The 11,831-nt window shown below is 61.3% G+C and carries 9 protein-coding genes and 3 pseudogenes; 6 read left to right on the top strand and 6 right to left on the bottom strand.

What is annotated here, in order from left to right; all coding sequences use genetic code 11:
- The first annotated feature begins 252 nt into the window (after positions 1 to 252).
- From CF70_RS11185 to CF70_RS11175, 3 genes are all read left to right on the top strand, one after another.
- On the top strand, positions 253 to 714 hold the full coding sequence (locus tag CF70_RS11185) for a ProQ/FinO family protein (protein WP_035864191.1): 462 nt from the start codon (positions 253 to 255) through the stop codon (positions 712 to 714).
- A gap of 284 nt (positions 715 to 998) precedes the next feature.
- Positions 999 to 1,373: a hypothetical protein gene (locus CF70_RS11180; protein ID WP_035864189.1), complete on the top strand. Its 375-nt coding sequence runs from the start codon at positions 999 to 1,001 to the stop codon at positions 1,371 to 1,373.
- A gap of 103 nt (positions 1,374 to 1,476) precedes the next feature.
- Entirely contained in the window at positions 1,477 to 2,349 is an 873-nt protein-coding gene (locus tag CF70_RS11175; protein ID WP_035864233.1) for a hypothetical protein, read from the top strand.
- Positions 2,350 to 2,480: 131 nt separating this feature from the next.
- Here CF70_RS11175 and CF70_RS11170 read toward each other — a convergent pair.
- Positions 2,481 to 2,792 (bottom strand): annotated as a pseudogene (locus CF70_RS11170) (SDR family oxidoreductase); the annotation flags it as partial.
- 7 nt (positions 2,793 to 2,799) lie between these two features.
- On the opposite strand from CF70_RS11170, the pseudogene CF70_RS38935 reads away from it, so the two are divergent.
- Positions 2,800 to 3,285, top strand: a pseudogene (locus CF70_RS38935) (ProQ/FINO family protein); the annotation flags it as partial.
- Positions 3,286 to 3,381: 96 nt separating this feature from the next.
- Here the strand turns inward: CF70_RS38935 and CF70_RS11160 are convergent.
- Entirely contained in the window at positions 3,382 to 5,571 is a 2,190-nt protein-coding gene (locus CF70_RS11160; RefSeq protein ID WP_035864186.1) for an ATP-dependent RecD-like DNA helicase, read from the bottom strand.
- 236 nt (positions 5,572 to 5,807) lie between these two features.
- On the opposite strand from CF70_RS11160, the gene CF70_RS11155 reads away from it, so the two are divergent.
- A complete protein-coding gene (locus CF70_RS11155) occupies positions 5,808 to 7,583 on the top strand; it encodes a hypothetical protein (protein ID WP_051648271.1) in 1,776 nt (591 codons plus the stop codon).
- Positions 7,584 to 7,599: 16 nt separating this feature from the next.
- Positions 7,600 to 7,968, top strand: a complete 369-nt coding sequence (locus CF70_RS38930; protein WP_081862127.1) for a ProQ/FINO family protein — start codon at positions 7,600 to 7,602, stop codon at positions 7,966 to 7,968.
- 716 nt (positions 7,969 to 8,684) lie between these two features.
- Here CF70_RS38930 and CF70_RS11150 read toward each other — a convergent pair.
- From CF70_RS11150 to CF70_RS11135, 4 genes and pseudogenes are all read right to left on the bottom strand, one after another.
- Positions 8,685 to 9,582, bottom strand: a pseudogene (locus CF70_RS11150) (IS3 family transposase); the annotation flags it as partial.
- 76 nt (positions 9,583 to 9,658) lie between these two features.
- Positions 9,659 to 10,243 (bottom strand): chromate transporter, encoded by a 585-nt coding sequence (locus CF70_RS11145; RefSeq protein WP_414629443.1) that lies wholly within the window; start codon positions 10,241 to 10,243, stop codon positions 9,659 to 9,661.
- Positions 10,240 to 10,824 carry a chromate transporter gene (locus tag CF70_RS11140; protein WP_035864178.1) on the bottom strand — a complete coding sequence of 195 codons (585 nt, stop codon included), beginning with the start codon at positions 10,822 to 10,824 and terminating at the stop codon, positions 10,240 to 10,242. Before CF70_RS11140 ends, CF70_RS11145 begins: the two co-directional genes overlap by 4 nt.
- Positions 10,825 to 10,836: 12 nt before the next feature.
- Positions 10,837 to 11,814, bottom strand: coding sequence for a Bug family tripartite tricarboxylate transporter substrate binding protein (locus CF70_RS11135; protein ID WP_035864176.1), 978 nt, complete (start codon positions 11,812 to 11,814; stop codon positions 10,837 to 10,839).
- Positions 11,815 to 11,831 lie beyond the last annotated feature (17 nt).

The raw sequence follows: 11,831 nt of genomic DNA, 5'->3' as shown, positions 1-11,831 counted from the left end.
TGCGTTTCGTGAGGGACAATTTCGGGCATGCTTCCATCGCCACGACCAGCGTTTATCTGCATACCGAGGACGATGCGCGGCATGAGGCCACGCAGGAACGCCACCGGATCGGGTGGACGCGCGAAGGGTGATGGGCGCCGGTCTGGCCTGCATGCCTGCTTTGGTCAATGCCCAGCCCCGCTGCGGCGTGGGCGGCGAGGCGAATTGCGAGGGACTGCTACAATTGCGCGGCGTTTTTAAGGGCTGGGCACGATGGGCTTCGAACAACTGGCGGCACTGAAGGAACAACTGGCAAAGCAGGCGAAGGCCGCGCCACCGGCCAAGACGCGTCGTGCATCCCCGAAGGTTTCGGCCCGCCCAGCGAAACCCGTTAAGCCTGTCGATCCGGTACTGCAAGCCATCGTGAAGCTGCAAAAACGCCTCCCGCAAACCTTTCCGAAGAGTCCGGCACCCAAGGTACCGCTTAAGATCGGTATCTTCGAGGACCTCGTCCCGCACGCGCAGGAACTTGGCCTGACGGAGCCGGCATTGCGCGATGCAATCTGCCGCGGCACCCGCTACTGGGCATGCCTCATCGAAGGCGCATCGCGGGTGGAGCTGGCCAGCCAGGAGGCTGGGCACGTCCGACCGGAGGATGCAAAACGTGCGCAGCAACTGCAAACGAAGCGTGCGCCACAGGCGCGATCCAAACTGAAGACGTCGTCACCAAGCTGAATCGAGACAATAGCTCTCAGCCAGGCGGAAGGCGCGTCAGCACGCCAAGCGAATGGCATTTCCGCACCGATCGAGGACTGCATCCGCAGCATGACGCCCAGCCTGATAGAGCGGCGACATCGCTGCTCCCTCCCCTTGCCCACCTGGTCTGTCCACATGCCACAGCCCCTGCAGATGTCAATCGCCGGAAAGGGCTATCGGGCTCGACGCTCCGCCCGCGATTACAATACTCTGGGAGCACAGGGTGTTGCCCAAATGCGCCAAGAATGTGAGTGGAGAAGTCAATGGCGACAGCACGAGCTGGCAGCAAAGGGGAGGCACTAAGACTCCTGGGGACGGAAGGCGTGACCGTGGTGGAGCTGGACTATGAGGCTGGCTGGCAGGATGCGATTGAACTGGGTCGGCTCGGCCAGAAGGCAGGGATCCGCGTGGAATATCGCGGGCAAGAGAACATCGCAGTCAAATCGACGACGGCATTGGTCGCCGGCCTGATGCGGCCAAAAACGACCTTCCGACAACGAAACCTCTACTGTCAATTTGATCTGTCCGAGCTGCCTGCCGCTGAGCTGGAGAGCCTCGAGGCAAAGGCATCCAAGCTGGGCGACTATATTCTCGCCGGGCGCTTGATGCGGGAAGTGGATTCGGTATGGACAGAGTAAGCACTTCCGACTGGTCGCCGCGGATGCGCCACTCCCCACCTGCGCCTGAGTAGCCAGATGGATTAGAATCCCTCCTCATGCCTTGAACGGTCACGTGAAGTGGATGCAACTCGATATCTTTGCTGACAGCCGCGATGTGATGCTACGCAACGATGTTGCCGACGCCCTGCAGCGCCGCGATGCAGTTGCTGCGCGTGGGGCGCTGCAGCTATTGCTCAGCGAGTGTCCTTCCGACGATCTTCTTCCTGCGCTGAATACGCTGACTTGGGCCCTCGAGAAACAAGTGCCAGAGCGCCTTGGCGACCACGATGCACTGCGACATGCGCGTGGCGAGATAGCCCGCGAGGTCATGCCCGCTGCTGCCCGCGTGTTCGGTGACACTGCCGGCAGCGCATGGCTCACGCCGTTTTGGCGAGCGCTTGCGCACGCAGCTGCGCACTTGCCGTTGTGCCGCAACGAGCATGATGCCCATGCAGTGCCCTTGTGGATCAAGGTCGGGGACTGGGTCGCGGCACAAGAAGCCATCGCACGTATTGCATCGTGGCGCCGCATTCCAACTACGCTTTGCTGGATGGCAGAGGCGCAATATCATCAGAACGGACTGGAAACCATCTGGCCGCTGTTGGCCGAGCTCGCATGGCTTTCGGCAAGCCGTCTTGACGGACTGATGCACCGCCTAAAGGACTCCTGTCTGACTACGCTGCGCAAGACGTTCGACTCTCGCTTCGAGGGCGATGGTGCCGTCGAGGATCTGGTGTGGTTTCCCGCCTGGGCGTTGATCGAGAAGCCTGGCCTCGCGAACCTACTGCGTCAGACACAACAGTCGACTCAAAGCTCGCCCGAGCGTGCGATGCGCTTGCTGCTCGAACTGCTGAACTTGGAGCGGCACGGTCGCCACCATGAACTAGTTGAACGACGCAAGGAATTGCGCGGTTTGCAGCCGGCGCTGTTTGCCGCATACATGAGCACCCGATAGGGTTGTGTCGCACAATTCCCTCGCGCAACAACCAGGGCGCGGAGCAATTGGCCTAGTGCGGTAGCTACCTACGCAGCGGCCAGCGTGGCGTTGCATGATGCCCGGCCCTGTTTGGGCCCGGGCAAACCAGCTTAATGCAGATGCTGACCACCGTTGATGGCAATGTTTGTGCCGGTCAAGAAGGCTTCGCGGGAGCACTAATACACGACCAACGCATCGACCTCCTCGGGCTCACCCAGACGGCCAACTGGGATGTGTGGAATAACTTTGGTATCCAGAATCTCCTGGGGTACAGCCATCACCATCTTGGCGGCGATGAATCCGGGCGAAACGGTGTTGGCGGTCACACCATTCTTGGCGACCTCGCCCGCCAACGACTTCGCGAAACCATGCATACCGGCCTTGGCTGCAGCGTAGTTGGTTTGGCCAAAACCGCCCCGCGCGAAGAAGCTCAATGGCCTGTTCGCCTGGCTGGTCGACGCCGGCTACCTGGCCGGCAACCCGGTCTCGCTGGCGCGCAGCCGGCGCGGCGCGGCCACGCCGCGTATCACGCGCTACCTGCGTCACGACATGTGGCAGGCGGTCAAGGACGCCATCGATGCCATGCCGGGCAGGATCGAAGGTGCGACCGAGCGCGAGCGGCTGCACGCCGCGCGCTGCCGTTGGCTGCTGACCGTGCTGTACCTAGGGGGCTTGCGGGCGGCCGAGGTTCAGGAACTTGGCCTGACCGAGCCGGTATTGCGCGACGCGATCCGGACCTGGTGCCGCGGCACCCGCTACTGGACCTGCCTGGTGGAAGGTGCCCCGCGCGTGGATCTGGCGGGCCAGGCGACGGGACACGTTGCACCGGCCGATGCGACCCGGGCGCAGCACCTGCAATCCCAGCGCACGGCGCGAGCATTGTCCCGACCGGCGACAGCGCCGAAATCCAACTGATTTTTTTGGGGGGGCCACCATTCCATTCAATCGTGACCGTCGGCCAATAGCAACGCCCGTTCAGCGCACCAAGCGAACAGACTGACGCCGAGCGCGTCACAGATGCAACCATTCTGCGAGTTTCGACCAACGACGTTCGGTCTGCTTGCCTTTGATAGCAATCGCCAGGGCACGCTTTTGTCCGACCAATACAACGAGGCGTTTGCCACGCGTGATGCCGGTGTAGATCAGATTTCGCTTGAGCATCATATAGTGCTGCGTCGAGATCGGAATCACCACCACCGGATATTCCGATCCCTGGGATTTGTGGATGGTCGTCGCGTAACACAGCACCAGTTCATCTAGTTCGCCGAACGCGTACGTGACGACGTGATCATCAAAGCTCGCGGTCAATTCCTGCTCATCGGGGTCGATGTCGGTCACGAACCCGATGTCGCCGTTATAGACATCCTTGTCATAATTGTTCTCGATCTGCATGACCTTGTCGCCAACACTGAAGCGATAGCCGAACTTCTCTATGCTGCGCTCACCCGGCGGGTTCAGCGCTTCCTGCAGCAACTGATTGATGCCGCGAGCACCGGTGAGACTGCGATTCATCGGACACAGCACCTGAATATCGCGTACCGGGTCCAGATGGAATTTCCTTGGTAGCCGGGTCTTGACCAGGTCGACGACAGTCTGGGCAATCTCTTCGGGTTCGTCCGCCGGCACAAAATAGAAATCCGACTCTTCGCCTTTTTCCGGCAAGGCTGGGAACAGCCCTTGATTGATCTGGTGGGCGCTTCGGACGATGCGCGAAGTGGCAGCCTGCCGGAACACCTCAGTCAAGCGCACGACAGGCACTGCGCCCGCTTCGATCAAATCCGCGAGAACCTGTCCGGGGCCAACCGACGGCAGTTGATCCACGTCGCCGACGAAGATCATCGCTGTGGTGGACGCCACGGCCTTGAGAAACTGGTGCGCCAACGGCACGTCGACCATCGAGCACTCGTCTGCCACCAGCAGATCACAAACCAACGGCGACTCCTCATTGCGCTTGAATTGCCCATTGGCGGGATTGACTTCAAGCAGCCGGTGGATGGTCTTCGCTTCAAGCCCGGTAGATTCCGACAACCGCTTGGCCGCCCGTCCAGTCGGCGTGCACAACAGCGCCTTCACCTGTTTTGCACGCAGGATCGTCAAGATCGAATTGACCAGTGTGGTCTTGCCCACACCGGGACCACCGGTGATAATCAGCAGCTTTGACGACAAGGCCAGACGGATGGCTTGCTTCTGGCTATCGGCCAAGTCAATAGCAAGCTTCTTCTCAACCCACGGGATGGCCTTGTCGGCATCAAAGGCGCTCCACGGTGGCGATCCGGACGCCAGGCGTTTGACCTGTGCGACGATGGAGCGCTCGGCGTGGTACAGCGGCGCCAGAAAGACGCTCGGCACGCCGTCAACGGTATCCGCGATCACGACTTCCTCTGCCAACTCCTGGTCGATCGCATCCTCAATGATGGGTTGCGGGATTTCGAGCAGTTTCACGGCAAGCGACACGAGCTGGCTCCGCGGCAGGCCACAGTGGCCGTCTCCCGCCGCTTCTGACAACGCGTACGAGACGCCCGCCCGCGCGCGCAGCGGCGAGTCACGTGCAATACCGATCTTTTGGGCGATGGTATCGGCCGACAGGAATCCGATACCACGAATGTCACTGGCCAATCGGTAAGGATTCTCCGTGACAATCGCAATCGCGTCCTGGCCATACGTTTTGAAGATACGCACGGCACGCGATGTGGAGACACCGTTCCCATGCAGAAAGACCATGATCTCGCGAATGATCTTCTGATCGGCCCAGCCCGAGGTGATCTTTTTGGCGCGGATCTCCCCAATCCCCTCGACTTCGCGAAGCCGAGCGGGTGTCTGCTCAATGATGTCGAACACTGCAGCGCCGAAGGCTTTGACCAGCCGACCGGCATACACCGGGCCGATGCCTTTAACCATGCCTGACCCGAGGTAACGTTCGATGCCGCTCAAGGTGTTCGGTGGTGAAATTTTGACGAATACGGCCTTGAACTGCCTGCCGTGCTCGCGATCCGTTACCCACGTACCCGACGCAGAGGCATACTCTCCTGGCGCCACGGTTGGGGTATGACCGACCAGGGTGATGAGATCACGCTCGCCTTTGACCTTCAGGCGCAAGACGCAAAAGCCGCTGTCGGCATTGTGGAATGTGACGCGTTCGACCAGTCCCGCGAGCCGATCCAGCTCGGACTTCGGTGCGATATTGGGTGAGCTTGCTGGCATGGACAGACCGCAGTGTCTTGCTGCTGAAATGCTGACGGGACTGGCATCCTACCCTGTCACGCGGCGATACTCGCCCATTTCTCAGGCACAGGTTTTACTCCAACATCCGTGTTCCCCCAAAAATTGGAGCCGCCGCACGCTCCAGAGCTTCGCGCACACGCTAACGCCACGAGTGAACCGGCGATGCTGAAGATAAATTATAGTCACACCCCTGGATGTCATTCCCAATTTTTCCCATGAACACGTTGAAGGAAGTGCTTGCTCGTCTCACCAACGACCAATTGAAGTCACTTATGCGTTGGCTCCCTGACGCTGCCCGCGCCGGTAAGAAGGACGAACTGGTCAGGGAGATCCTGCGAACGCTCTCTGGGGATGGACTGCACGCGCTCTGGGCGCGTCTGGACGAGACTCAGCGGTTGGCGGTAGCGGAGACCATGTATGCCACAGACGGCCTCTTTCATGAAACGCGGTTCCAGGCGAAATACGGGCGGCTGCCCGATTTCACGATCAAGGAGAATGGCCGCCGCTATTCGCATTATGGACCGCCGACGGCATTGGGCCTTTTCTTGTACCATGAAGATGGGGGTTACAGTCTGCCCGTCGATCTATGCGAGCGACTAAGGCCGTTGGTGCCTCAGCCTGAGCCCATCCGACTGAACACGATCGGTACGCTTCCTGAGATGCGCGGTGAAGATCCGCTGACGGTGCGAAGCAGCGAGCGCGATGCAATTGTGGATCTGTCGGTTCTGCTACGGCTAGCGGATCAGGGCAAGATCCAGGTCAGCGACAAGACATCGCTCCCCGGCGCGACGACGCTGCGCCTATTGACGGAGAAGCTGGTCGGTGGCGATTTCTACGCCCACCAGCCCAAGCAAGATCAAAGGGATCTAGACATTGGGCCGCTTAAGGCGTTTTCGTGGCCGCTGCTGCTTCAGGCCGCCGGACTGGTGCAACGGAATGGTAGCAAACTGGCTTTGAGCACGGCGGGGCTGAAAGCGTTGACTGCCTCCCCAGCCAGCGTGTTGCGCACAATTTGGAGAAAGTGGCTTAAATCCAGTCAATTCGACGAGTTCAGTCGCATAGACATCATCAAGGGCCAGAAATCGAAGGGCCGCGTCATGACTGCCGCGGCACCGCGTCGTGCCGTTATCAACGAAATCCTGCAGCGCTGCCCGGTCGGGGCTTGGATCAATGTCGATGACTTTTCCCGATTCATGCAGGCCACCGGTCACACATTTGACGTTGCGCACGACCCGTGGAAGCTCTACATCGTCGATCAGCAATATGGCAGCCTGGGCTACGACGGCCCCAATGCTTGGGCAATTCTGCAGTTCCGCTATCTGCTCTGTTTCCTGTTCGAATACGTCGCTACCCTAGGCATCATCGACGTCGCTTACATTGACCCCAGCGAGGCCCGGCAAGACTTTGGCAACGTGTGGGGGACGGACGACCTGGAATTCCTCAGCCGCTACGATGGCCTGGTCTATTTCCGGCTGACGCCGCTGGGTGCGTATTGCCTCGGCGTAGGCGAGGACTACACGCCCACTCCGATCCAGCTCAGCGTCAGGCTTTCGGTTTCATCTAGTTTACAAGTGAATGTCGTGGGAGGCCACCTGTCGGCGGAAGAATCCCTGACACTGGACACTTGGTCCATAGAGGAGGCGGGGAAAAGTTGGCGACTCGACCGTCAAAAGGCCCTTGATGCCATTGAAAAAGGACATGACATCGCGGAACTTCGCGCGTTTCTTCAGGCTCGGGATGACCAGCCCCTGCCAGAAAAAGTGGAATCCTTCATCAAGACCAGCCAGAAACAGGGCAAAGCACTGCGAATCATAGGCACCACACTACTGATCGATTGTGAAGATGCAGAAACCGCCGCCATGATTGCCACGCGTAAAGAAGCCGCCGGCCTGTGTCTGCGCGCAGGCGATCGACAACTGGTAGTCAGGCTGGAGAACGAAGAAAAATTCCGGGCTCTGATTCGCGTTCTGGGCTTGGGGATAACTACTTAGTAAGCCCGTCGGTCCGGTGCTGCAAGCCATCGTGAAGTTGCAGCAACAGTTCCCACAAACCTTTCCGAAGAGTCCTGCGCCCAAGGTACCCTCAAGATCGGCCTCTTCGAGGATCTCCTCCCGCGCGCGCAGGAACTTGACCTGTCGGAGTCGGTATTGCGCGACGCGGACCCGGAGCTGGTGCCGCGGCGCCAACTACTGGACCTGCCTGGTGGAAGGTGCCGCGCGCGTGGATCTGGCGGCGTGGGAAGCGGGACACGTTGCGCAGGCCGAGGCGAAACGAGCACAGGGACTACAAGCCCGACGTGCGGCGCGCGCGTTATCGCAGCCAGCCGAAACCCAACTGATTTGTACTTTGGGGGTGCGTGCACCTGCGCGCGTGTAGTGCGCTGACGAAGCGCGATCCGGCATTGCATCCCACGCTCGACGACTGGAACCCATTGCTCCCTGTTAAGCTGCCGCGGACAGCACCGCAGCCACCATCGTCGCGCCCTGCGCTTCCTGTTCCAGGCCTTGCCCTACGCGCCTCATATGCTCCATTGGCCCCCAGTGCCGGCACGCCCGGAATATCTTTACGTTCGTGAAAAAATTCACAGCCCCCGTCACTCGGCCCTCGCGATGCTGTTCTGCCAGCACAGCGGATGGACAGCTCGGCGTTCGCCACGCGAGCGGGGGTGGGTTCGGCACGCGGGTCGTGCCGCCCACCCACGCCGAGTTGCCCGCAGGAGCGATGTTCAACAGGAAGCCTCGCCGGCGCGCCAGCGGATGGGATGGGCGTCCCGCTCCCGCTTGCAGGGGCCTGGCGGCCGACCCTCACGCCGCAGCGCTTCCCTGGCAAGCGGCCCCTCCTGCTGAACTGTATATTCTAGTCGTTGGGTACAACTGTTGGCGATCAATTGCGTTTTTGGTCCAGCTAACAACGCCGGGCGATTGTTGTTGAAGATCGTCATTCGTGCGACCCAGTGTTGATTTGCACCGAATTCTGACCCAGGGAACGCGGCAGGGGATGCGGACAAAAACGGACAAAAACTTGGACTGGTTAAGCAGAGGATCCTAAAAGCTTTTTCGGTACTCGGCGGGGCTGCGAGAGCCCAGCGAGATCTAGATCCGCTTTTTGTTGTACCACCGGATGTACGAGTCCAGTGCCTCAATGAATTGCCCAATGGTGGTGGATTGCCAGCTCCGCGGATAGAACAGCTCGTTCTTCAACCTTCCGAAAAAGCCTTCGCACGCCGCGTTGCCGGGCGAATACCTCTTGCGCGACATCAAACGGATCAGCTTCGCGTTAGCAATACGAGACAGCCAGCCAGGCCAACGATAGTGGGCACCACGGTCTGAGTGCACAATAGGCTGGTCACCGCCAGGCGCGACCGTCTCGATGGCAGTATCCAACATGGAGTTAACCAGATCCGCGTCTGGGCGCGTGCCGATCGACCAACTGACGACCATGCCGTCGAAGCAATCGATCACCGGGGACAGATACACCTTACCGGCGGGGATTTGGAATTCCGTGGTGTCCGTGAGCCACTTTTCGTTGGGCGCTGCTGCACCAAAGTCGCGGTTGACGACGTTTTCAGGCGCCGGACTGATCTCCCGAGCCATATCGGCGCCGCTTAGGCGCTGCGGCAACCAAGCGCTCCTGCTTCATCAGGCGCTGCACGACTTTCTCTGAGATGCGCACGCGCTGTCGGCTCAGCGACGCCTGCATTCGGCGATAGCCGTAGCAGCGGTGATTGCACTCAAAGATATCCGTCATGGCGCGACGCACTTCGACGTACTTGTCCGCGGCATCGAGACGGGCTCGATGGTAGAAGTAGGAGCTGCGTGCCAGGCCAACTTCTGCGAGAAGCTCCGCCAAGCTGTACGTCTATCTCAGGGCATCAACCAGCAGTGTCTTCTCTCGATTGGTCAGAGATTGCCGGTTGTCGGGATCCGACGGCAGATCGCGGTGGCGTTTCATGGATGCGGACGCCTCGCGGCCGAGTAGCTCATTCTTCCAGGCGTTATCAACGGAGGATAGATGGATGGACCGAAGCCCGATTCGAAGGGCGTTGCGCGCTTCATGGCGCCGGCGGTCAAACCAGCCCGAACCACCCAAGCACGGCACCCACGGCGAGCAGCCACAGCAGGTGAAGCCGGAAGCGCCAGATGATGAGGGCGGTAAGCACCGTCAACAGCCATAGCCGCCAGTCCCGCGCGGCGTTGTCGTGGGCGCTGGCCAGCGTCCACGCCGTCGCGATCAGCAGCGCGACCACGATCGGCGCCATGCCCTGCCGGAACGCCTGCACGCCGCGCAAGCCGCGGTTGCGGTGGCCCCATTGGGCAGCGACGTAGGCCAGCGTGGAGCTGGGCAGCAGGATGCCAGACATGGTTAGTGCCACGCCTAGCAAGGCGGTGGGAATGCCGCCCGCGTTCATGCCGATATTCCATCCAAGGAGTGCGATAAACAGCACATTTGGTCCAGGCGCTGCCTGCGCGATCGTCACCGATGCATTGAACTGGGAGTCGCTGAGCCAGTGTTGCTGATCCACGAGGTAACGGTACATGTCGGGCGCCGTGGTGATGGCGCCGCCGATCGACAGCAATGACAGCGAGAGGTAGTGGGAGAACAGGTTCAGCCAGTCGCCCCAGCCCAGCGTCAGCATTGGTGCCCCGCTCACGGCTTGAGCTTCCGATAGCTGAGCAGGCAGGCGACGGTGCCCAGGCCCAGCAGCACGTAGACCAGGGGCCAGCGCAGCAGCGCCACGGCGCAGAAGCACGCGGCGCCCAAGGCGATGGCAAGCGGGCGGCCCAGCGGATTGGCACGCAACGCGCTCAGCAGTTTGAGCCCGGCGGCCGCGAACAGCCCCGCAGCCACTGCCCCTGTACCGCGCAGCGCGCCCGCCACGCCGGCGTGGTCGGCAAAGCGCGCATGCAGTATCTCGAGCAACACCACCAGCACCAGCGGCAGTGCCAGGATGCCCGCCAGCGCCGCTATCGCACCGGCCGGACCGAACGAGCGGCCGCCGATCATCAGCGCCATGTTGACTACGTTGGGGCCCGGCATGATCTGCGCCACCGCCCAGTCCTCGACGAATTCCTCGCGCGTCAGCCAGCGCTTGCGCTCTACCAGTTCCTGTTGCACCACGGCCAGCACGCCGCCGAATCCTTGCAGCCCCAGCAGGGTGAAGGTCACGAAAAGGTCGGCGGGGGAAATGGGCTCGCAACGGGCGTCGCCGCCTTCTGGCCGATTCGCGCGCATCGCTGATCCGCCCTATTGCGTCTTGATGCCAAGCTGCTTGATGGTCTTGCCCCAGCGCACCCTGTCGGCATCGACGATGCTGGCAAACCGCTCGCGCGGCATGGCTTCCACTTCGATCCCCTCGTGGCTGAGTTTCGCCACCACTTCAGGATCGCGCAGGATCTTGCCGACCGCGTCATGCAGCTTCTGCACCACCGCCGGCGGCGTGCCGGCGGGCGCGAAAAAGCCATACCACGGCGCGTATTCGAAGCCCTTGATGCCCGCTTCCTCCATGGTCGGCAGGTTGGGCAATGCCGGCGAGCGCTTCTTGCCCGACGTGGCGATCGGACGGACCATGTCGGAATTGATAAAGGGCATCACCGCGGGAATCGTCAGCAGCATGGACTGGATCTGGCCGGATACCAGCTCGGTCAGCGCCGGGCCGGAGCCCTTGTAAGGCACGTGCTGGAGCTGGGTCCCGGTCATCATGCCGAGCACCGCCATGGGCAGATGGCCGGCGCTGCCAATGCCGCCGGAGCCGTAATTGATCGAGCCCGGCTTGGCCTTGGCCAGCGCCAGGAAATCGTCCATGGTCTTGACCGGCAGGGTCTTGGTCACCACGAGGACGTTTGGCGTGGCGCCGATATACGCGACGGGCAGGATATCGCTCTTGGTGTCGTAGGGAAGATGGCTATAGAGCGAGTCGCTGAAGGCCAGGCCCATGTGGTGGATCATCAGCGTATAGCCGTCGGGAGCGGCACGCGCCAGCATGGCCGTAGCGATGGTGCCACCGGCGCCGCCCCGGTTATCGACGACAAAGGGCTGGCCGAGTTCACGGCCCAGTTTCACCGCCAATACGCGCGCCACCAGGTCGACGGTGCCGCCCGCGGCAAATGGCGCCAGGATGGTGACCGGCTTGGCGGGCCAGTCGCCCGCACGGGCCGGCGCCGCCGTGATCGCGGCGAGCAACGACAAGGCCGCGCCAAGAACAGAGAGCTTCCGAATGGACATGCTTGTCTCCTGGTACC

Source organism: Cupriavidus sp. SK-3 (genome assembly GCF_000611145.1).
Lineage (GTDB): Bacteria > Pseudomonadota > Gammaproteobacteria > Burkholderiales > Burkholderiaceae > Cupriavidus.
This window is presented reverse-complemented; position numbering and strand designations above follow the sequence as displayed.

What these genes read in the sequence shown, in the direction of transcription:
- CF70_RS11140 (WP_035864178.1), bottom strand. Translation starts at nt 10,824, where the DNA reads ATGCGCGCGAATCGGCCAGAAGGCGGCGACGCCCGTTGCGAGCCCATT.
- CF70_RS11135 (WP_035864176.1), bottom strand. Translation starts at nt 11,814, where the DNA reads ATGTCCATTCGGAAGCTCTCTGTTCTTGGCGCGGCCTTGTCGTTGCTC.
- CF70_RS11180 (WP_035864189.1), top strand. Translation starts at nt 999, where the DNA reads ATGGCGACAGCACGAGCTGGCAGCAAAGGGGAGGCACTAAGACTCCTG.
- CF70_RS11160 (WP_035864186.1), bottom strand. Translation starts at nt 5,571, where the DNA reads ATGCCAGCAAGCTCACCCAATATCGCACCGAAGTCCGAGCTGGATCGG.
- CF70_RS11185 (WP_035864191.1), top strand. Translation starts at nt 253, where the DNA reads ATGGGCTTCGAACAACTGGCGGCACTGAAGGAACAACTGGCAAAGCAG.
- CF70_RS11155 (WP_051648271.1), top strand. Translation starts at nt 5,808, where the DNA reads ATGAACACGTTGAAGGAAGTGCTTGCTCGTCTCACCAACGACCAATTG.
- CF70_RS11175 (WP_035864233.1), top strand. Translation starts at nt 1,477, where the DNA reads ATGCAACTCGATATCTTTGCTGACAGCCGCGATGTGATGCTACGCAAC.